Source organism: Neiella marina, from assembly GCF_002165625.1.
GTDB lineage: Bacteria > Pseudomonadota > Gammaproteobacteria > Enterobacterales > Neiellaceae > Neiella > Neiella marina.
Genome location: NZ_NGNS01000009.1, coordinates 48,331 through 70,362, shown reverse-complemented (window position 1 = coordinate 70,362; position 22,032 = coordinate 48,331). Strand labels below are relative to the sequence as shown.

Sequence of the window (22,032 nt, the reverse complement as noted above, 5' to 3'; positions counted from 1 at the left end):
TGCCCCACTAAGTTTAAAACTTGCGGCTTCAGCTCGCTATCTGCATTAACTAGGACCAAAGATGGCTGTATAGAGCCATTTGAGATTGAATTCAGAGAGTCAGGAAGTTTCTCTAACCTATTAGCAGTGCTGGCGTTGATAACGCACGCAATAGCAACTTGTGGATCGCTATGCTCTGTATGAGCGGACTGCTTGAGGCACCAGTCTTGATAAGTTGAGGTCCTAGCGCTTGAGTCGAAGTTATAAGACTCAAAGTAGTGTTGATTTAAGTTTTTTCGATACCAAGCTGTTAACCCAGACAAATCGGCCAGAAGTTGCTTAACACTTTTGGGTAGTGTATTCACTACGCCTTTCAACAGGCGAATAAGAGGCTTCTTCATAAAATTGTGAGCAATCACCAATAGAGCCAAGCAGAACAATTTAGACTAAAAGGCATTAAAAGTTAGGTTGTAAGGGCCCACTAAACTAGCAGCCTGAAAATCCCTTTTTCAACTTCAATATAGGCTGCTTTGTATCTTGAACATAGAGCTCAATCTTTTCGCCAATACAGGTTTCGGGTAATTGCATATGCAGTCGAGCAGCCCGCATACCATTCAGCGGCGACTGAGAGTCTCGGATTCGTTTAACTTCCGCATCAATGTAGCTGATTGATTCATCTTTAGAGCACACCTCAATACTGACTGACAACATATGTTCCTTAGGAAATAGCCAGCCCTCAAGTTGACCAGACTCATTGATTGAAAACCATCCCTTGATAAATGAGTAACCTTCAACCTGAGCAGCGAGCTGATAATCTAAGTATTGATTAACCGAGTTAACCAGCGCAATATCATCTAAGTTTTTGGCTCTCAGAACTTCGAGCTGTTCGTCGGAAATACTTACTTCATCCTTTATGTCGTTCGACGCAGTATTTTTTACTAGCTCTACGAATTTAGTATTTAATTGATTGTTAATACAGGTCAGAGAATCTGTATAACGCTCGGTAACCCCAACAAAAGAAAAGCAAGGCCAAGGGAGGCCAGAAAATAATTTAGTTTGAACGTTGTGAAGTTTGGGTTCCAAAGCAAACTCAAATAATCCGCACGACAAGTTATTATGGCGTTTTTTATGTAGGTATAGGGAGACTAATCGAGATATTGGCTCTCGCACAAATGAAACAAACATATCGGGACGAAAGCTTCCTGAGTATCGTTCAGCGTTAAAGTGACCACTTAACGCTTTATAAGAACTTCGACCTAGCGCAGACTTAAAACCGTCTAAATCATTTTTTTCTATTAAATACTTTCGAATAATACTACTAACTAATTGTGAGCCACCGCGATAATCTGTGCAAACCTTACGCGCTCCATAGTAAGAACAAAGAGCACTCCTAAAGCTAGTTCCAGCAGTCTTAGGAACGTGCAAAAAAATCAAAAAGGAGCTCTGCAAATCACGGTTAGGAGATCTTCTGCCCTTAAAAAAATAATACAGCCTTTCTAAATAGCTATTTGGTTTTGAGACGGAAAAGAAATCAGAAGCACCATCAACTTCCTTCGACACATACTCCGCAATACAAAAATACAATCGCGGATTTTCTTTAAAAATAAATTCAAACCCATTTAATGCAAAGTGTCTTGATTCAGCTTGAGAAATGTATTTACGTTGAGGGGTTGTCTTAACAGACTCAATAAATCTATCAAATGACTCAATAGCGGTCACACTATTTAACCTTTCCAAAGCAGTGATAGCCTGCTGCCGTAATCTTTCATAAACATCACAAGGGAGTAATGAGTACTCTCTTGTCGGCCCATTATAAGACTGAAGAAGTAAGTCTATTTGATCATCAATTTTCTTAGGAAGTAACAAGGAGTTTAGCCACCTTTTAGCTTCCAATGCTTCTAAACAGTAAGACCGGTTAACATAAGCTCCATCTTGAACTGAACAATCAGAAATCCCAGTAGCCTTGAAAAAATCATTTATTATATTTCCGCCTTGAAAGCAGTTTATAGCGTATGCTCTCAAATCAAACCTATCGGCTCCAACACCTTCAATACTTCTGATTAAAAGCTCAATCCCATTAATTGACAGTTTTTTATTTAAACCAATAAATTTATGTTGCCCATGCCTTTTAATAAGCTGATTGTACCCTGACTCGAAAACATCTAGAGGTGATCGAACATAAGCAATAAACTTGCAGTCCGTGAACACCCTGCTAAGTTCGATTACTCTTTGAAAAAATGCCTCCGAACTCAATAGCAGAGTATGACAGCCCGAACCTTTAAAATCATCAATTAACTTAGCGATTTTACGTCTACTTAAAACAAGGCTCCCATCTTCCAAACGATCATAAACAGACAGAACATTACCCGAACTTATTCCATTATTATCGAGCGAATGCTTGGGATAAAAGAAACCTTGCTGGCGTAATTGAATTGCATTGGTAACTAAGTACTTCTGAAGCGCAGATGAGCCAGCCTTAGGAGAGCCAATATGAATTAGAGCATTGATATTATCCAAAATAAAATACCGGAATTAAATTATAGATAATGTTTACAATCATTTGCTTCAAAGAACTTGATGAAGTTATCTTTATATTCAGAGAATCCTGACTTAAACTTAGAAAAATCAGATGAATCTATGATTGAATAAATAGTAGCCTCATCAAATTTATCCAAATCACGCAAATCAACATGTGGAATATTCATTGTTTCTGCAAGCTCTAACGTCCTATAATCGTGCGCTAGCAAAACAGATGGCACACCTGACAACAAGCCAGATACAACACCATGGATTCGATTGCCAATTAAGTATTTAAACTTTGAAAGTTCATTAAACCAAAGATCGACATCCCAGAAAATCATTGCCGACTCCTTTAGGTATGGAGATACCTCATTTAATGGAGCGTTATAGACTTTTTCTAGAAAACCTTTCGACTTTTCGATTAGTTTTTCATTATTTAATCGACCTAATGCGTGATAGATATCTGGAAGTTCACTTTGAAGAAGCAACGGCGAGCGCCGTTTAAATGCGGTCCTATAAATACTAAGGTTAATCTGATCTACAAGCTTGTCTGAAAAAACTTTATTGTTATCATCATGCCGAGTTCCTTGAAGAATTACATCTTTAAGTTGAATGTTGACGTCAACATTAATCACACTTGGATCGAATGCCAAATTAGCACCGACTATAGATGGACAACCAGTGACCCAAGTATTAGTGACTCCATAATGCTCAAGAACTTCTTGAGTATGAGGTCCCCGGACAGAAATATGCTTACACCTTTCCGATACTACTTTTAAAAAACGTTCAGTACCTTTTTTCAATTTTGGTGGTTTTTCACCAAAGTTAACCTGCGCACCCAAGCCAACAAGTAAACAAGGTAAATCTGTTGACTCAATGAAATCTACAGTTCGAGTTAGGTCAACATCGGGGTTAATCCAGTTAGCTGCAGACATCGCAATATAGTCGAAGCTTTCTTGTTCATATTTAATATCAGCTTGGTGATCATAAATATGCTTTTCTTGCCCTAAAATATTTCTCAAAGCAGAAACAAATAGGAAGTTCCCGGTATTAGCTCCTGCTCGCTTAAATAGCTCTGAAACGGTGTATTTTTCAACATTCCTTACACCACCAGCGATCCCGGTTAAATATGGTTTGGTTAACATTTTCAGCCTAATATTTAATATTTTATATGTATGATTACAAAGCTATAGTTAGCTGTTTCTATCGTTAATAAAGTTACCGTTGAAGCGACCAAGATGAGAAGCCTCGATCAACGCCATTTGCGAATCAATCTCTTCATCGTTTAACTTAAGCTCTGTCCCGTAATGCCTGTCATTATCCTGAGCAGCACGGATAATGGCATCAATATCATCATCACTCTTGTATAGTTTCAGCCCAAAGCACTCAGTGAAAAATCGCCCTTCAATCTTTGCAGTATCAAAGCGTTTTTGATAACTATCATCATGGGAATGGTAAACGATGGATTCAGCTGCATATGCCTTTACAAACCCTAACTGGACGATCATCCATGCCCATACTTGGTCTTCTCCCCAATCAATCTCTGGGTAAGGCATTACATCCCAAACTGATCGGCGCATACAGGAATTGTTGTCAGAGTAGAATTGCAGAAGGAACTGCCACTCGATGCTGCCCGGCTCCACACAGTCTGTACTCCACTTGTACTTGTCGCCAAACATGTCAAACCGCTCGAAAACACTCTTTATGTCGCGTTGAACATAAGCTGAATGGTTAGGGTACGCTTCGTGTGCACCGAACACACCAGCAACACGCTCATCATCAAAGGGCTTGACTAGGTTTGTTAACCAGTGTTTATCCTTCGGTGTTGCGTCTTGGGTAATAACCGCTACAAATTCAGCATCGGTTTGTGAGATCGCAAAATTCCGGGTCCTACCGTGTTGGAATTCGGAGTTTGGAATAGTCACTAGCTTAATTTTTGAATCGTTATAACTATTAATAAGTTCAATCGTTTGGTCTGTTGAACCACTATCGACGACTACGATTTCATAGCTAAACTCGCACTGTTGCCTTAGCAGTTGCTCCAATACAGGCTTAAATTCCTCTCCTGCATTATAGGTAGGAATAATAACTGCAGCCTTGTGCAAATATGGCTTTTCTGGCGGAGTCACTAGAGTATCAATGTTTATAGGAACATAATTACTCTCAACTAACTTCTCCTTCAAAGCCGACTCGATTGCAAGGGCACTGTTCTTCCAACTCAGCGTTTTACTGAACTCTTCGGCTTTCTTCGCTTTGTTCTCAACGTATGCTCGGTCATTTACAAGAAGCTCAAGGCGAGTTGCTATATCGAGAGGGTCAGGAGAAGCCATTTCGATAAAAGAGTCGTCAAATACTGCTCGTGTACTTTCTACGTCTAGCTCAAGGACTGGCAGCGCACAAGCCATCATTTCAAGTGGAATCAATGAGTAATTTGTTGCAGAAAAAACCATGCCTATATCGGCTTCACGGTATAGATTCCCTAGTTCCTCTGGTGACAAGATCCCCAAGTACTCATGCGAGAAATCCACGTCGAAATTCAAATTATCTTGACCAAAAAAGGACACATGAAATTCCACACCTCTGCGATGTAATTCTTTCAATGCTGTTACACCTAACATAACAGCACGTCTAGGAGTGTAGGCTCTAGCGTAAAACGCTATATGCAGAATTTCATTATGAGGTTTTGACTGAATATCAGGATAATAAAACCGCTGATCTGTCGCGAGGTCCCATTTGCGGGCCCACAAACCAGCCTCGGTAGCTTTCTGGTGCAGCCAATTACCAGCACACAAAGCATTGAAGCCGAGCTTATAAGTTAGCTGAGCAATCAAATGCGCATCACCAACTGGGTGAAACATAGGCTCCCAGTCTTGTATAAAATAAAAGCGCTCTTTAAAACGCGACATTGCTAAGGTGGGAAATACTGTCCAACAATCTGTAGCAATAATAACGTCGCCTGCAATACGCTCGACATCTTCCGGAAGAAATTGAACGATAACATTTCCACCAATTTCTTGATAATTATCCTGAATACATAACTTGGCCTCGGCTGGCGTTTTGTAATTATGGGCATTCTGAATCCATATTGTTTGCCTATGGCCGAACTCTTCAAGAAATTTTATCATTCTGAAGATAGTCATGTGCCCGCCAGCACCAATGCCAAAATCAGGGATCACCCAGTGAATGTTAAGAGAGTCTTCATTGTAATAAGGATATTGCGGCGCTAGCGCTACACGCTCGTTTAGTGCAATAGCGGGGTTATCACGTAACCACCTTGATTGAGTTACCTGAGTATTTTTCGCAGGAAAGTCTTCTCCCTTAGACCAATCTAAGCGGTATGTCTCAACATCATTAATTGGTGCATAAAATTTCTTAACTTCAAAACCGTTGAGTTGAGGAATAATAGGCAAACAACGCTCTAGCACATGGGCAAGAGTACCTTCCTCTTGGTTGTTTTCGGATTCGAAATCCTCCAACTTAAGCTCACCACTGTTTATTGATGAAAACGCAGAGGTACGAACCCAACACATAGAGCCAGCAGCAAATTCACAATGTAACGAGTCGAAATCAACATCTGAGAACCCTATGCTATTAAGAAACGCTTTGGCTTCGACTTCATTCCCATTCCAGCCGACAAAGGGTTTTATTTCATGATAATTATCGGGGTACATGAACCCTGTATTTGAGTTAGTTTCAAAGTGAGCAATGATAGAGTTCACTGTCTCTTGAGACCCTATTAGTTGGTCGAACAAGTAACTACGCCAACGCCGGCCAAAGTGAGTGTGAGGGCTTTTCTTTGAGTGCAAATGGCATACGTAGTCGTATCGGGGCCAAAGGTCAGCAAAACCAACAAACCAGGGGGCAATGTCCCGGCCTATGTTTTCAACAACCCGCAGTTCAACGTGATTTTCAAGAGAAGCCCTAGCAATTTTTGACTCAATCTGTTTTTTCTTGTTTTTACTGGAAGTTGAGACCAACAGATTGATGCTCGGATCGAGCGTCCTTAACTTTGGAACGAGCTCATCAAGTACATCAGGGTAAAAAAGGTGAATATGTATTGCCAACTTTGCATTTGACGTAACGTGTTCATCTTGAGATAGATCTAAACCATAAGAAGGCCGGATATCTGGTTGACGTTGCTCATCACGGATATAGTGCAAAAGCGGACTTAAATGATCACCCGCTTGCATATGTTTACGCTGGTAGTAATCACCATCGAACGCCAATGAAGGGTTTCGCTTCTCGGCAAAACCAAAATGCAGATAGTGGTGCAAAGGGTCCATATTTGCGGCGAATACATCAGGATATGCATTGAGATAAAAATCTCGGTCAAATACTCCACTTGACTCAATAGCTGATATATCTGATTCGCTAATAAACTGCTCTTTGCTATCGAAAACTTCTGACTTTTTGATTTTTCCTGAGTTAATAAGGCTTAAAATACCTTCGAGATAGTTGTCTCCAGGTACTTGATGCTGCGCCAGCAAAACTAATGCTCGTTCGTAGTTAAAGTCTGGGTGGCAGAGCCTCCCCTCGCGAGCGCCACTGCGTATGAAGTGAACGAGTGGATTGTTACCCGATTCCAAAACATCAGGGTAAGTCAATAAGTAGTAATTAGTCGAAAACATCTCACAAGGGTTAATCCCCTGCTTAACGCCAATATCCAAGTAATGGCGAACTGCTTCTTGTTTAGAATGAGGCTTATTGGAGAAAAAATTGTAGTACTCATGATCGAAAATATGAGAACCATTCAAAACCTTCATAGCTTTTGCTTTATGAAGTAATTTCTTTAAATTGTGAATCATCTAAAAATATTGAAAGCCCAAAAAATCAGGCTTCACCTTTAACTATATTGATTTTATTTCTGAACGAAAGAGGAAAGCGTTCCTCCGGCCAAAATTCTGCAACGGAAGCAACAGGAACAAACCCTGGTTGATTTATATCATCAACGGGATTTACAGAGGCTAAAACGTTAAATGAAAGCCCGCCTCCATTATAAATATCCCTTTCACTTCGGTTGAAATTAGAATTTGAAAATATGCGAGCCACATGCCAGTAAAACTGATAATCCGAATTGCAAGATTTAAGCATATTGTAAATGCTTTCAAAATCGCTATGAGCATGACACTCGAAATAAACCGCAGGCGCGTATCTTTCACAAAGTCTTTGAGCACCTTTAATTACATTTACTTCAAAACCTTCAACATCAACTTTTATTAAAGAGGGCTGAATATCGTGCTCAAAACAAAAATCAGACAACGAAATACAATCAACTTCATAGTTGCCATTACGACCGTGTGTTACTGAAACGCTGCCACTTGAGTGAATTTTACTGTAATCAATAGCAGGTATTTTTACTTTCGAGCCACTATCTGCGCCAACCGCAACATTATGTGGTGTAATGTTCTCTGCTTGATTCATCAAAATATGAGCACAGAGCCTATAAAAGTTATAACGTTGAGGTTCGAAACAATGAACTTGGCCACTGTTACCAACAATTTTCGACATAGGAAGGCCTGAAGCCCCTAAATTAGCCCCTACATCAAGAGCAATATCGCCTTCGGATAAAATCGCGCCGAATACATCAACTTCGTCAACGCCCCATTCACCATACTCAAGCAGCGCTTCATCAACGCCACGATCAAGACCATTTAAAACTAAATGACCGAACTTTGTGCGACGCAATGTAAGTCCCTGTTGGAAAAAAGGATCAAATTTAGGGAGTTTAAAGTTATTGGTCACTTCGACCCGGTTATTTCGGTAATCCAGCTCGTAAATATTATCTGCATACACATTGATCGTATTCTCCCCTAAAACTAGATAGTCGTCTAAGTCCAGAAAAAATGCATAGCAGCCATCTCCAATGCCTGAATCAGCAAGATCTTGGCGTTTGGAGTTAGCGTCAAGTTTAGCAACGGGGGAGTCATTTACATGGACTTCAACAGAACACCTTACGTTAGGATCACTTTCATCCCAAACCCAGCCTGCAAGTTTATACGGGGCAACGATAATAAATGACCCTGTAATACTACTCACTGGTCTGCCCCTTAAAACTCTCGAACATCCAACTTAGGGTCAAATCCATGTCAAATTTGTATCTGTAATCTATCGTTTTGTATAGCAAATCGTTACTTCCCCACAAATCCAGCACATCGTTTTTACGAACAAAATCTGGATTCGTTGTTATCGATATACTATAACCGGCAATTCGTTCTAACTTAGCAATAATTTCATTAAGCGATACGCTTTTACCTGAACAGACATTAAATATCTTGCCAATAGACTGAGAGTTAAGCATTAGGTCTTTGTAACAACAAACCACATCTCTTACATCGGAGAAGTCTCGCGAGATATTGGTATTTCCTAACTCGATAACGCGCTTTCCTTGTGCGAAATGAGAAACGATTTTAGGAATCAAAAAGTTATTGCTTTGACCAGCCCCGGTGTAATTAAAAGGACGAACGATAGTTAAGGGCAGATCATAAAAGTAAGGTGCAACAGCTAACTCCATTGAAGCTTTAGAAGCCGCGTAGTAATTTACAGGAGCCGGTAGCGATTCTTCAGAAATTTTGCCCGAACAGTCGTTACCGTAGATATTTGCGGAACTAGCAATAATAACGCTTTGGAGTTGGTGTGCATTTCTTTTCAATGCTTCTAGAAGATTTAGAGTCCCAATTACATTAGTTTGATATATTTCACTTGCCGAGCCATGTTGAACGAACGAAATCGCCGCTAGGTGAATAACATAGTTAGGGTTCACCTTTTTAACGACCTGTTCTAAGGCATCAATATCAAGCAGTTCTGCAACATAGGTGTCTTCACTGGATTGTGTACGAGATATCCCATACACGTCGAAACCAGAGGCCTCCAGCAAGCTACGCAGATGATGGCCCGTAAACCCATCAATTCCTGTAATAAGGACTCTCTTAGCCATAATTAGAACGAAAATCCTATTTTGTTGCGCTTAACATCACTCTCAACCATCATCTGGCATAACTGCTCGAGTGTCGTGTTCGGCTCCCAACCGAGTTCTCGCTTGGCTTTAGCAGGGTCACCAATCAATAAATCAACTTCAGCGGGTCGATAGAATTTAGGATTTACTTGGACTAGTGTTTTTCCAGACTTTTTACATAGTCCTACTTCTTGCTCATCTTTGCCCTGCCACGCAACTTCGATGTCAACAGCTTTAAACGCAAGAGATACAAAGTCTCTAACCGTTTCGGTACGATTTGTCGCCAAAACATAAGTATCAGGTTTATCAGCTTGTAACATGCGCCACATGCCTTCCACATATTCTTTTGCGTAACCCCAATCGCGCTTGGCGTCTAAATTACCGAGTTCGAGCACATCCAACTTACCGAGCGATATCTTAGCAACTGAATCGGTAATCTTGCGAGTTACAAATTCACGCCCACGCAGTGGCGACTCGTGATTAAATAAAATACCACTTGCGCCGAAGATGCCGTACGACTCGCGGTAATTGACGGTCATCCAATGTGCATAGAGCTTAGCCACGCCGTAAGGGCTACGCGGATAAAACGGGGTATCTTCCGTTTGTGGAATGGACTGTACCTTACCAAACATCTCGGATGTTGACGCTTGATAAAAGCGGCACTTGGGGTTAACGATCCGAATCGCTTCGAGTAGATTTACCGCACCAATACCGGTGATTTCAGCGGTAGTAACCGGTTGTTCAAAACTTACGCCAACAAAACTTTGCGCCGCTAAGTTGTAGACCTCATCCGCTTTTGTAGATTCAATTAGGCGAATAGAAGAGCTCAGATCAGTTAAGTCATACTCGACCATCTCAAAGTTTGGGTGGTTGACAATACCAACCTCTTCCACTCGCCAGAAATTGACTGAGCTAGTTCGGCGAAATGTGCCATAAACTTTATATCCTTTTTTCAACAAAAGCTCAGCTAAATAAGCTCCATCTTGGCCGGTTATACCGGTGACAATAGCAGATTTCATACATTCCTCTAGCAATAAATAATTATACGGTCACAGTACTTAGTTTTTAATAAATCGATGAGCGAAGATCATATCCTCATCAAAAGATAATTTACTTGCTTGCTCATTGATATTGCTAATAATCCTTTCGCCCTCAACCTCACTATAGTTTAACAATAGTTTTTGACGAAAAACTTCTGCTATATTGAATTCAACGTTATCCGACGGAATATTTAACAAAAACCTTTCAGCCATCTCACAGATAACCACATTAGGCTTATACAAAGATATTAAATCGTAATCTATCGAAGCTGAATGACAAAAAACAAAAGTGTCATAGCTTTCTTTAAAAAAGGCAAGAGTATCATAACTGAATGAATCTCCAAACAACAAACAAACCTTACCATTTTCAACAGCAGAGGAATTCCTAAATATTTGGCACCTGCCTCGAACTGACATGCCATTATTAAAAATCAATTGAGACTTCTGCTGCTTAACCTTAGCAACAGTGAATGATGATTGTCTTTCTGGAACGACCTTATTGCCCAAGTCCCCGACAATATTAATTTGGTCAAAATAAACTTCATCATCTGAAAGAAACTCTTCGTCAATAATGCCCTGTAATGACTGATAAATTTTGAAGCAACTATAGCTAGACCAGTGAGTATCAGTTTTGGGGTAAACTGTATAATTTGAACTTCTAAGCGCCTTTAACGTATCTAATGGATAATGTATCACTTCCGTTAAAGCAGGAGCCATACGCTCCATAAAATCGTGAATAGGACGCCTTAAAGATGGCTCAAAAGGAAGTTCGTCATAAAAAACAGACTGAGCATCTGGAGCAATTAAGAAACAAAACTTAATGTTCTTTTGTTGAAAAAAATTCGCTCGACGAGCCAACAGCTCAAACCAATCATTAAGTTGTTCTGCAGTAAAGGTCAAATCACCCGAGTGTTGAAGCATTACATGATTGGCATCATGGTCCAGAAATAAACGACCATTTTTACCGCATACCACTTTATTCAAAACTCTCTCCATCAATTAGAACAAACAAAATTAATTAATCATATTGAACATCATGAATATATGATAATCTACGCGCGTACAGCGCATTTTCATATTCCAAGTCAGGCAATATCTCTGGGGTAGCCGGTGCAATATCTTTAGAGAATGGTAAATAATCGTAACCAAATCTTCGGTATAGATCGTGTTTATAGTTATTTGAATCATTACCAAAGAAAAAATCTAAGTAGGGCTCCTCTAACCAAACAACCCTATCCAAAATTTCCTTTGGAAGTTCAATTTCAGACACAAGCCTTTTATAAACTTCGGAATACCACTTATTTGAGGAGAGGTTGGAATCATTCAATACAAATGAATCCAAATTACACTTTTCTTTTACGAAACTTGAAGCCGAATCAAGGCTAGGCATGTTAATTACGATCAGGTCTGCCATGTCCCCCTCAAGATATCCATAACCCAAACTAGGGTCATAGTTTGATTTAAACAAATCTAACCCAAAATATTTATTGATTTGCCAATGCACGTGCCTTGGCCAAAGATAACCAATTTGAGTTGATAAAAACAACTCTTTCAAATAATCAAATTTATTTATATTTTTAGAGTCAGCATTAATACCATGGCGATAATCGAGATCTTCAAAAAAATGGCTAATGCCTCTGCCTATAGGTTCTCTATAAATAGTAAAAATAACCAGCTTATTACGATTAACAGAGTTTCTCAGTTCAACTAGCTCTTTAATGCCGACATCATTCTCCTTGAGGATAGGAAATAGTCGATGCAAACAAGTTTCATTAGAGTGCATATGAATAACATTATCTTTCTTTTTCGTGCCATTAATTGAAAATTGAAGACTGTCAGCTACAGTGGTGGAAGCCGTTTTAGGATCGCTCAAAACAAGATATTTCAAATTCCCAATATTTGAAACATTCCCCAAAGCATTATTAAATAGCTTTTCGGATTGAATTAATTGATTCAAGCGGAGAAAGTTATCATTCATATGCCCCCCTTATTACTTAATAAATTTATAGGCTGTATGCGAAGACAGCTTTTGGTGTATGAAAGACTTAATGTCTGACGCCTCTACGGGGCTATTTTTTGCTGCTTTTAGTTTACTAGCAGCAGAGTCAATTAGCGGATTAGCCCACTTAGTGCCTTTAGGATAAGGCCCGTATGCTTTTGGGCTATGGACCATTTCAATATCTACTAAATAGGAGTGCTCGTCATCCATAAATTCCGTATTGCTTGAATAGTTGGTAGCAATAGTGGGAATACCCAATGCCATAGCTTCTGCCATCGTCAAACCAAAGCCCTCACTACGATGAAGTGAGATATAGGTATCAAGGCAGCTCATTAGCTCCAATGTACCTTTACGACTCAATGTTTTTTCAACCCAAATAACATTGGAGTCTTTTGCGTACTCTTTGAGCTTCTCGTATTCAAATAAGCCCGGTAGCGGGCTGTTTACCTTCATAATCAAAAAGGCATTATTCTCATTACCGAGGCCTTGATTAAATGCGTCGATGACGGCTTTAGGGTTTTTCCGCTCAAACACACTCTTTTGGTCAAAGAAATAGCCGACTAGGAATGCATCTTCAGGTAAATCGAATTCGGAACGTACACCTTGAATCTCTTTGAACTCGTCAAAATTCAAACATAAAGGTACAGTTTTGACTGGTTTGGTAATGGTGCTCTGTATGGCTTTTTTGCAATAGTCGGACGCAGTCCATACTTCGTCATAAAAGCGATCACTATGGGCCCAAGCTCCAGGCAGCTTCTCAGTTTCCCACAACCAGTAACCAATTTTTTTACCAAACACATAATCAGTTGGGAAAATAGCGTTGGCTTGTTCGACTGAGTCGGCGTTCGCTACAACAATGCTAGTAGCGGCTGATAGCTTTGCCTTACCAAAGAATTTTCCACACTCATCAAAATCGATATCCGTTCTATCAGTGAATAAAAGAGGCAGGGTAAATGTATTTACCTGATGCTTTTGCTGCATAGTTAGTTTGACGCTATGGGCAGCCTGCCCCATACCTGTTGCTGCATCAAAATAACCAACAACGTTAACACTGTTATCAGGTTGATAGCTTTCAATGGCTTTCTTAAGGCTGCGAACCCATTTAGCATCGAGCAGTTCGAAGAGTCCGTCTTTATCAATCACATCGAATAATTGTTGGAGTGAACCAGAATTCAACGTCTCCAAGTAATTCTTACGGATCAACCTAGGATTTGAATAATAATAAGAAATCAAATGTTCAATGGGGTCTTGCTCAAACTCTTGAGTTAGCCACTCAAGAACATCATTGACGCTGATGTCGAGCCCTTGTGTTTTGAGGGTCTCTGTTATCGAGTTTGCATTAAATACTGAGGGTAGCCCCCCAATGGCAGTACGTAGAACCTGCGAGTATATAAGGCAGGCTTTCATTACCTTGTCAGAGTTTAGTTTGACCCACACTGCGAAAAAGTCAATTTCATGATCGCTGAGATTAACTATATTCGCCACATTTGAATGCAGCCATGCAACATAAGCATTAATGCCATGCTCTGTATAAACAGCAGGAAAGGCGCCCTGTAAATCAGGTCTTGAGAAATATAATGCTATTGCTTTATATGCACCAGATGTGGATTCGGAAAACGCCTGAGCACCTTCAAGAGAGAGCCAGTCATATTCAGATATGCCATGTTCAACCAACCAATCACAAAACTCATTGAGCCGCTTTGTATTCTTGAAGACGCTAGGTATCGCCTCGACTAAATCACTCCGGCTAAAGTACGTATCTACGATGTTTTCAATAATACTATCGCTACACGCTAAGTTTTTACGCTCTGGACTAAATAGGCCAGTAAACTTCCAGGCCTCATGAGTGTTGTTTTCTAACCAGTCCCATAGGCTTGGAGACAATCGATTAGTATGAGCATCAGGAAAAGCTTGGGCCACATCTGGCCGCTTTCTTAGAAGTGCTGATATAAACGGCGCTACATTTTCCCCAAATATTTTACGATTCGGAGTCATTAAGAAGTCACAGAACTTATCAGCTTCGTTGATAGGTGATGGGAACAAGATATGCTTCCGTAGACACTCGCGAACAGTCATGGTCATCGCGTCTGTAACCTCGACGCCATTCGGCAAGTTTTTGTATGCGTACGGCCATTCCTTGGTTTCAATCAAATTAGCTTCTAATAGCTTACTGCCGTAAAGATCAAATACATGCGTTAAATCGGGATAATTTAGCAGGTCGTGGCGATCTTGGTGTTTTGATAAGACTTTTGGTTTACGTGGATCGTAACCAGAGAAGTGGAAAAATGCCAAGGCATTCCCATCCACCATATAAGAGCCGTTTTCAAGTGTTAATTCACGCTCATGCAAATTCCAGTATGCAATATTATACGCAGGGTTTCGTAAAATATATGTTTTATCGAAATAAGCTGGGACTAGGTCAATCCACTTTTGATCAGTAAATAGACCGCGCGGAATATCTACAACGCAATCGAGGTATAACCTTTCGCTCCACCAATTTAGCAGCTTAATTGCATCGGTCCCATTTTTTAAACCAATGAATCCAAGGTTATATGTGCCGCTTTGAATAATACCGAGCTCACTTGGGTGGCGCCCGTCATCAAAAGGTTCTCGCATGTGGGGCGTGAGGACAACAGAGTTATCTTCAAGGTTATCCCAAACGTCATCAAGCGGGCTGAAAACCATAATATCAGGGTCAATATATGTAATTTTATCGAACCCATGCGTTTCAAGCAGGTACTTCAGGGCGAATGGTTTTACTGCAGTATTTAATTCTAATATATTGTATTGATATGGAAAAATATCAGGACGAGGCAAGCCAACATCAGTCATTTCCAAAAGGTTAAATCGCTCTTCTTCGGGATTTATGTAGCCCTCATTCTTATCTACCAATACAACATAAAACTCTGCACCTGGGTGCTTATCCAAAAACGAATCACACAAGACACGAGCGCACGAAATATAATTTTTCGAGACTATGGTAAGACAAGCAATTCCATTATATGACTTCATTATTTAACCTTATTATTCGTTTCTATATTGTATTAATTATTTAGGAGGCCTTGCCACCAGGTGGAATTAGACAAGTACCAGCTTATAGTCTTTCTTATCCCTGTTTCAAAAGACTCCGCAGGCTTATAGCCCAACTCATTATTTGTTTTCGTTGCATCAATTGCATAGCGGCGATCATGACCTGCTCGATCTGTCACAAATGTGATAAGTTGCTCCGCATTTCCAGCAATCGCACTTTTAGCACTTATATATTTATTTGCTAAGTTGCTATCAGCTTCAAACGCTTCATTCATTAGCTTGCAGACTAACTTAACAATATCAATGTTTGCCCATTCGTTATGGCCACCAATATTGTAGTTCTCTCCTACCCGTCCTTGGTCTAGAACCAATTCGATTCCCCTAGCATGGTCTTCGACATATAGCCAGTCTCTTATTTGCTGGCCATCACCGTAGATAGGCAATGGCTTATCTTGCAAAATATTTGTGATGATTAGCGGGATTAACTTCTCTGGGAAGTGGTAAGGTCCGTAGTTATTTGAGCAGTTTGACGTTGTTACTTGAAGACCATAAGTATGGTGGTAAGCACGTACCAAATGGTCGGAAGCTGCTTTACTTGCTGAGTAAGGTGAATTTGGTTCGTATGGGTTGTTTTCTTTAAATGGCGGATCATTTGGCTCAAGTGTTCCGTACACTTCATCAGTTGATACGTGATGAAAGCGATGCGCCAAAGGCTCTTTGCCCTGTTCTTTTGGCAGATCGATCCAAACTTTCTTTGCAGCTTTGAGCAGGCTATAAGTGCCCAAGATATTCGTCTCAATAAAAGCATCAGGCCCTGTGATGGAGCGATCTACATGAGATTCGGCCGCAAAGTGAACCAAGGTGTTAACAGAGTGGTCTTTGAGCAGAGATTCCACTAATTCAGTATTACAAATATCCCCATGAACAAACGTCAAATTAGGGTTTTCAATAACAGGATCTAAACTGGCTTTATTGCCTGCATAAGTGAGTGCATCCAATACAATAACTTTATCGTTTGGGTGCTGACCCAACCAATAATGTACAAAGTTCACGCCAATAAAGCCGGCGCCACCGGTGACCAATAAGTTGCGTTGATTCATTTTGTTTTTAATAACCTTAAAGTTGTCCTTTGAGCTCATCGAGCATGCTACTTAACTGTTTGCGCCAGTGAATTGTGGATATGTTAGTAAATTGCTCTGACTCGGTTTTATCTAGCACACTAAATGATGGGCGCTTTGCGGGAGTAGGATATGCAGAGGTCGGAATGGGAGAAATCGGTATAGATTTTTTTAAAAAACCTTTCTCTATACCTAGCTCTTGAATAGCATCTGCGAAGTCGTACCACGATGCTACCCCTGCATCCGTCCAATGAAAAATTGGGCACTGTTCGAATTGCCAATCTTGCTCCAGCGTTTTCCAGAGCCATTTTGCGAGGCCCTTCGCCCAAGTTGGCGTACCTACCTGATCGTAAATAACTCCCAATTGCTCTTTCTCAGCCATCAGCCTCAGCATGGTTTTGACAAAGTTATTGCCATTTGCCGAGTAAACCCAAGCTGTTCGTACAATTAAGCCTTGAGTACCGATAATGTTCGCTACATCTTGGTCTCCAGCCAATTTAGACGCACCATAAACGCCCAATGGAGAAGGCTCGTCCCCCACTTGATAAGGCGTAACTTTGTCGCCTGCGAAGACAAAATCGGTAGAAACGTGAAGTAATTTAGCACTCAGTTCCTTTGCTACTTTAGCTAAGTTGGCAGCACCTTTTTGATTGACGGCGTATGCTAGTTCTGAGTCTGTTTCGGCCTTGTCAACAGCAGTATATGCTGCGGCGTTGATAATAGCATTTGGCTTGATCTCTGCGATTAGGGTACCGACAGCTTCGCTGTCAGTTATATCTAGATCTTCAATACCTAACTCGACAAGTTCTACAAATTCAGGTTTAGTTTGAGCCAACTCCCAAGCTAACTGACCGCCTTTTCCTGTCACTAGTACTTTCATAATTTCCTTCTGATCATCCTTTGACGAGCTTAGGACGAACAGCCTTTATTTCCCGTCCACCTTAGACAAGTTCTGGGCGAACGATTTGTTATAACGACTAATCCTAAAGTAAAAATTTAGGTGCTTCTTGGAAGCTTTTGCCATTCAAATCCTTCTCAGACAATTGAGGCGCTTGCTCTTCGAAAAGAGGCCATTCAATGCCAATTTCTGGATCATCCCATTTAACAGACACATCATACTCTGGTGCATAATAGTCAGTGCATTTATAAACAAACTCTGCAGTTTCACTTGTTACATAAAAGCCGTGTGCGAAGCCTTCTGGTACCCATAACTGACGCTTGTTTTCAGCGGATAGCAAATAACCAACCCACTTACCAAAAGTTGGCGAATTTTGGCGCATGTCCACTGCCACATCAAATACTTCGCCTTGCACTACTCGAACCAGTTTTCCTTGAGTTTGCTGAGTTTGGTAATGCAAGCCTCTTAAAATGCCACGTGACGATCTAGAGTGATTATCTTGGATAAAAGCCCTCGCGCCGGTTTGTTTGGCAAATTCATCAGCTCGAAATGTTTCCATGAAAAAGCCTCGTTCGTCACCAAATACGGTAGGCTCAAGCAGCAAAACATCAGGAATGGCTGTTTTTACATAGTTCATGTGAATATTGCCCCTTAGATAAAAACATCGTCTTTAAGCATGGCCATAAGGTATTTTCCATAGCCATTTTTCATCAATGGCTGCGCCAATTGCTCAATTTGCTGCGCATCAATATAACCGAAACGATAAGCTATTTCTTCTGGGCAACATACCTTTAGGCCTTGCCGCTTTTCGATAGCGGAAATAAAATTAGCAGCTTCCAATAATGAGTCATGGGTTCCTGTATCTAGCCAAGCAGACCCCCTTCCCATAACTTCGACATTCAATTGCTTCTGCTCTAAATAGATCATGTTAACGTCTGTGATCTCAAGCTCACCACGTGGAGATGGCTTAATCGATTTCGCTATGTCTATTACTTGGTTGTCATAGAAATAAAGGCCAGTAACCGCATAGTTTGACTTGGGCCGGGGCGGCTTTTCTTCAATCGAAATAGCATGCCCCTCTTTGTCAAACTCGACAACACCATATCGCTCTGGATCATGAACATGATAACCAAACACAGTTGCTCCATGACTTGCACCATTTGCTCGCTTGAGGCTTTCTGTGAGGCCATGACCATAAAAAATGTTATCACCTAGCACTAAACAGCTGGGATCGCTGCCAATGAAGTCCTGCCCTAAAATAAAGGCTTGAGCCAAACCATCAGGAGAAGGTTGCGCGACATATTGAAGATTAAGTCCCCATTGGCTTCCATCTCCCAGTAACTCCTGAAATCTGGGCAATTCTTCTGGCGTCGAAATAAGCAAAATATCTCGGATCCCAGCTAACATAAGAGTTGAGATTGGATAATAAATCATGGGCTTGTCATAAACAGGCATCAACTGCTTGCTAATGACTCGAGTCAAAGGGTGTAGGCGAGTTCCAGAGCCCCCAGCTAAAACTATTCCTTTACGCGGCAAAACACTCTCTCCATTTTTTACGGTTGGTAATCACGTCAAAATCTCATTTTTTGTATTCAAGCAAGCTCTCGAATTGTTGCTCTAATAATATTCCCGATGCCAAATAGCATCAGTAAAACAAGCGCGAATAGCAGAATGTTGTATGATGCCATCGGGTACTTAGCGTCTTCTGGCTGAGTTGCTGTTTCTACCGTAACCAAATATTGAAGTTGACGGTAAGCTTCGATTCGGGCCTTCTCAAGAGAGACCAATGATGAAGTATATGCTTGAAGAGCCAGTTCCATTGCAACTTTGTGGTCACTATACATCGCCAATATTTCTCCAACAGACAACTGCGGTATATCGTCGCCTGCAGCTCTTGTCATATCGATTTTTTTATTGGGAGATAACCTATTACGTTCTAGTTTTAGCTGCTCAGATAGGGCTTCGATTTCCGATGATGCCGAAATAACTTCAGGCGCGCTATCGGACATAACTGTTTTCAGAGCTTTGAGCTCCGCTTGTTTTACTGATAGTTGCGCTTCAATGCTATAAGTAATTTCCTGCAATGCCATCCCCTCTGCGGCAGGATCGAGCAGATTGTATTGCTCTTGAAAACTCAATAGGCGGTTTTGAGCTTCTCGGAGTTTGTTTTCCACAACTTCATGCTCTTGCTGCATAAACGCCATCTGCTCTTTCGCCATATAGTGGCCAACGCTATTGATATACCACTCTGCTCTGCGAACTAACTCATTGTTAAGAGCTTGAGCATAATCAGCAGAATAAGCTTGAACCCTGATGGTAATAACTGAGGAAAGTGAATCGACTTCTACGCTGATGTGCTGCCGATAATAATCCGCAAAGTCCTCCCGACTATGCCAAGAATGCAGCCGGCTAAAAAGATCGATTGACTTGCTTTGGTAGTGATCCTTAACGTTAAGTTGAGCTTCCAAATAATTCAGCATGTCACGTGAATAGATATAGCGTTCTACTAAGTAAACATCGGTTCCCGAGGCTGGCACCCCCATCCCCGTGAGTAATGCCATTGCCGGGTCCATCAATGATGAGGAGTCGGGCTGCTTTACGATGACTTGAGACTGGCTTTCAAAGCGATCTGATGCCCATATCAACTGGTAAAACGCAAAGCAAAGCAACGGCAATACAACCCATAAATAAACTGGTGTTTGATAACGCTTTGGAATCTTTGACCATAAAGATTGACTTTTTGCGGGCGTTTTTTTTATCAAGTCTTTTAGTTTCATGCTTACATTTCTTCGGGCAAGTGTACGACTAGATACTTTCATCGCATCGGGGTAATTCTGTTTAAATTCCCTTCGAATTTCTGGGAGCAGACTTGTTACTTCAGGGTGACTAGGCGCTAAGTTTTTTACGCGTTGTATCAAACGAAAAGACATTGCGATATCTTCTGTTCTCAAACTCTTTGACATTACCAACAGATACTCTGCATCCCCCCATTGCTCAGAAGATAGAGAGCTTTTAAGCTCTCGAAAGCGTTCATTAACTAAGCCTAAGTCGCTCATCGGTGTTCACCTTGATAAACTGAGATCGCCTCTTCTAGATCGTTATAGAAATCTAAATTTCCTTTATCAATTACGATCGCACTATCGCAGAAAAATCGAATTTCATCGATGTCGTGGCTAACCATAATCAAGTTGGCTTTTTTACTCTTTTCGATCATGGATTCTCGTGCTTTCTTTTTAAACTTGGGATCACCAACAGATAATGCTTCGTCAATCAAATAAATGTCGAAGTTTATGGATATACAGCAAGCAAAAGCTAGACGAGCCCTCATGCCACTTGAATAACTTCTCACTGGCAAATCATAACGTTTACCTAATTCAGAAAAGTCTCGTACTTTTTGTTCATAACTATCCAAGTCGATAACACCATTAACCCGACCAATGAACCTGGTGTTTTCTCGTCCAGACATCTGGGGATGAATGCCTGTAGCTAAAGCTACTGGCCAAGACAAGTTAAGATTCGTTTGGATTTGCCCTCGATTGGGGTATTCACTTCCTGCCAACATTCTAAACAACGTTGACTTACCGGCTCCGTTGGAGCCCAACAAGCCAATATTTTGCCCTTCAGGAATATCAAACCATAGATCTTTGAAGATGTATTGGTTACCTAGCTTTGAAGGGTAGTATTTTGTTACGCCTTGCAGGCTAATCATCGGCTGATAGCCCCCTTCCAGAACACTCGGTAACAGCTAAGAGCAAGAAACAACATTATTAGCGTAGAGAAAACGAGAAAGGAAAGGTCGACTCCTTTTGCTCCAAAAGACTGATACGCCGCTTGCCGAGATAGCTCGATAGCATGAAGAACCGGGTTCCAGTTCAGATATGGCCAATACTCCTGTGGCATATCCTGAAGGCTAAAAAACACACCGGAGATGAAAAATATTGGCCTAGTGATAATCTGCCGTACTTTTTGAACTTCCTCAACATACAGCTCTGCGAGCCCAAATAACAAGCCTAAGCTAGCCGTAAAAAGAACCAGCAGAAAAATCACTAAACCCAACACTAGTGCATTGTCCATCCTGATCTCGATTACCACAAAGAACATGAAGAGAATAATCGCCGCATAAACAAATAGTTTGATAAGGGCTTCTTGCAAAGTGGCAGAGATTACTGCACTTATTGGTTGTACCTGTCGAAAAGCATAAAGGGGCTTGTTTCGCTTAATCGCTGCAGCAGATGCTGCCAACACGTTAAGGAAGAGTTGTACCAATAACATGCCATACATCATAAAACTGAAAGCGGGCATGGTATGAACTTCGTCACCGCCGGTAATTAAAGTTCGACCATATGACAATAGTAGGATAAACGAGAGAGGTTCAACTAGTGCCCAGGTTATACCAAATTTATCGTTGAATTTACTTCGCAATTCACGAATAAATAGGGCGAATATGACATCGCCCCATATTTGCAACGTTGTTCTACGCTTTATTTCAGCCACAG

16 protein-coding genes are annotated in these 22,032 nt (G+C 40.9%); all 16 read right to left on the bottom strand.

Annotated features, from left to right (window positions below; genetic code table 11):
• Positions 1 to 465 precede the first annotated feature (465 nt).
• Complete coding sequence (locus CBE68_RS08850) at positions 466 to 2,496, bottom strand: sulfotransferase family 2 domain-containing protein (protein ID WP_158100550.1); 2,031 nt, start codon at positions 2,494 to 2,496, stop codon at positions 466 to 468.
• A gap of 20 nt (positions 2,497 to 2,516) precedes the next feature.
• Entirely contained in the window at positions 2,517 to 3,644 is a 1,128-nt protein-coding gene (locus tag CBE68_RS08845) for a polysaccharide pyruvyl transferase family protein (protein ID WP_087505726.1), read from the bottom strand.
• 48 nt (positions 3,645 to 3,692) lie between these two features.
• Positions 3,693 to 7,262, bottom strand: coding sequence for a rhamnosyltransferase WsaF family glycosyltransferase (locus tag CBE68_RS08840; protein WP_188708130.1), 3,570 nt, complete (start codon positions 7,260 to 7,262; stop codon positions 3,693 to 3,695).
• A 67-nt stretch (positions 7,263 to 7,329) separates the two neighbouring features.
• Positions 7,330 to 8,535, bottom strand: a complete 1,206-nt coding sequence (locus CBE68_RS08835) for an FkbM family methyltransferase (protein ID WP_087505724.1) — start codon at positions 8,533 to 8,535, stop codon at positions 7,330 to 7,332.
• Positions 8,528 to 9,433, bottom strand: a complete 906-nt coding sequence (locus CBE68_RS08830) for an NAD-dependent epimerase/dehydratase family protein (RefSeq protein WP_087505723.1) — start codon at positions 9,431 to 9,433, stop codon at positions 8,528 to 8,530. Before CBE68_RS08830 ends, CBE68_RS08835 begins: the two co-directional genes overlap by 8 nt.
• Before the next feature lie 2 nt (positions 9,434 to 9,435).
• Positions 9,436 to 10,470 (bottom strand): GDP-mannose 4,6-dehydratase, encoded by a 1,035-nt coding sequence (gene gmd / locus CBE68_RS08825; RefSeq protein ID WP_087505722.1) that lies wholly within the window; start codon positions 10,468 to 10,470, stop codon positions 9,436 to 9,438.
• Positions 10,471 to 10,509: 39 nt separating this feature from the next.
• Complete coding sequence (locus CBE68_RS08820; RefSeq protein ID WP_229744716.1) at positions 10,510 to 11,466, bottom strand: alginate O-acetyltransferase AlgX-related protein; 957 nt, start codon at positions 11,464 to 11,466, stop codon at positions 10,510 to 10,512.
• Positions 11,467 to 11,509: 43 nt separating this feature from the next.
• Positions 11,510 to 12,469, bottom strand: coding sequence for a putative capsular polysaccharide synthesis family protein (locus tag CBE68_RS08815; protein WP_087505720.1), 960 nt, complete (start codon positions 12,467 to 12,469; stop codon positions 11,510 to 11,512).
• 12 nt (positions 12,470 to 12,481) lie between these two features.
• On the bottom strand, positions 12,482 to 15,418 hold the full coding sequence (locus CBE68_RS08810; protein WP_158100548.1) for a glycosyltransferase: 2,937 nt from the start codon (positions 15,416 to 15,418) through the stop codon (positions 12,482 to 12,484).
• A gap of 116 nt (positions 15,419 to 15,534) precedes the next feature.
• Positions 15,535 to 16,620, bottom strand: coding sequence for a dTDP-glucose 4,6-dehydratase (gene rfbB / locus CBE68_RS08805; protein WP_087505800.1), 1,086 nt, complete (start codon positions 16,618 to 16,620; stop codon positions 15,535 to 15,537).
• Positions 16,621 to 16,636: 16 nt separating this feature from the next.
• On the bottom strand, positions 16,637 to 17,518 hold the full coding sequence (rfbD, locus tag CBE68_RS08800) for a dTDP-4-dehydrorhamnose reductase (protein ID WP_087505718.1): 882 nt from the start codon (positions 17,516 to 17,518) through the stop codon (positions 16,637 to 16,639).
• A 103-nt stretch (positions 17,519 to 17,621) separates the two neighbouring features.
• Entirely contained in the window at positions 17,622 to 18,173 is a 552-nt protein-coding gene (gene rfbC, locus CBE68_RS08795) for a dTDP-4-dehydrorhamnose 3,5-epimerase (RefSeq protein ID WP_087505717.1), read from the bottom strand.
• A gap of 14 nt (positions 18,174 to 18,187) precedes the next feature.
• Positions 18,188 to 19,072: a glucose-1-phosphate thymidylyltransferase RfbA gene (rfbA, locus tag CBE68_RS08790; RefSeq protein ID WP_087505716.1), complete on the bottom strand. Its 885-nt coding sequence runs from the start codon at positions 19,070 to 19,072 to the stop codon at positions 18,188 to 18,190.
• A gap of 56 nt (positions 19,073 to 19,128) precedes the next feature.
• Positions 19,129 to 20,592 carry a hypothetical protein gene (locus CBE68_RS08785; protein WP_087505715.1) on the bottom strand — a complete coding sequence of 488 codons (1,464 nt, stop codon included), beginning with the start codon at positions 20,590 to 20,592 and terminating at the stop codon, positions 19,129 to 19,131.
• Positions 20,589 to 21,245 (bottom strand): ABC transporter ATP-binding protein, encoded by a 657-nt coding sequence (locus CBE68_RS08780; RefSeq protein ID WP_087505714.1) that lies wholly within the window; start codon positions 21,243 to 21,245, stop codon positions 20,589 to 20,591. The genes CBE68_RS08785 and CBE68_RS08780 overlap by 4 nt, the downstream gene beginning before the upstream one ends.
• Positions 21,242 to 22,030, bottom strand: a complete 789-nt coding sequence (locus CBE68_RS08775; protein ID WP_087505713.1) for an ABC transporter permease — start codon at positions 22,028 to 22,030, stop codon at positions 21,242 to 21,244. Before CBE68_RS08775 ends, CBE68_RS08780 begins: the two co-directional genes overlap by 4 nt.
• Between the last annotated feature and the right edge of the window lie 2 nt (positions 22,031 to 22,032).

What these genes read in the sequence shown, in the direction of transcription:
- rfbD (WP_087505718.1), bottom strand. Translation starts at nt 17,518, where the DNA reads ATGAAAGTACTAGTGACAGGAAAAGGCGGTCAGTTAGCTTGGGAGTTG.
- CBE68_RS08840 (WP_188708130.1), bottom strand. Translation starts at nt 7,262, where the DNA reads ATGAAGGTTTTGAATGGTTCTCATATTTTCGATCATGAGTACTACAAT.
- rfbC (WP_087505717.1), bottom strand. Translation starts at nt 18,173, where the DNA reads ATGAACTATGTAAAAACAGCCATTCCTGATGTTTTGCTGCTTGAGCCT.
- gmd (WP_087505722.1), bottom strand. Translation starts at nt 10,470, where the DNA reads ATGAAATCTGCTATTGTCACCGGTATAACCGGCCAAGATGGAGCTTAT.
- CBE68_RS08815 (WP_087505720.1), bottom strand. Translation starts at nt 12,469, where the DNA reads ATGAATGATAACTTTCTCCGCTTGAATCAATTAATTCAATCCGAAAAG.
- CBE68_RS08830 (WP_087505723.1), bottom strand. Translation starts at nt 9,433, where the DNA reads ATGGCTAAGAGAGTCCTTATTACAGGAATTGATGGGTTTACGGGCCAT.
- CBE68_RS08780 (WP_087505714.1), bottom strand. Translation starts at nt 21,245, where the DNA reads ATGATTAGCCTGCAAGGCGTAACAAAATACTACCCTTCAAAGCTAGGT.
- CBE68_RS08785 (WP_087505715.1), bottom strand. Translation starts at nt 20,592, where the DNA reads ATGAGCGACTTAGGCTTAGTTAATGAACGCTTTCGAGAGCTTAAAAGC.
- rfbB (WP_087505800.1), bottom strand. Translation starts at nt 16,620, where the DNA reads ATGAATCAACGCAACTTATTGGTCACCGGTGGCGCCGGCTTTATTGGC.
- CBE68_RS08845 (WP_087505726.1), bottom strand. Translation starts at nt 3,644, where the DNA reads ATGTTAACCAAACCATATTTAACCGGGATCGCTGGTGGTGTAAGGAAT.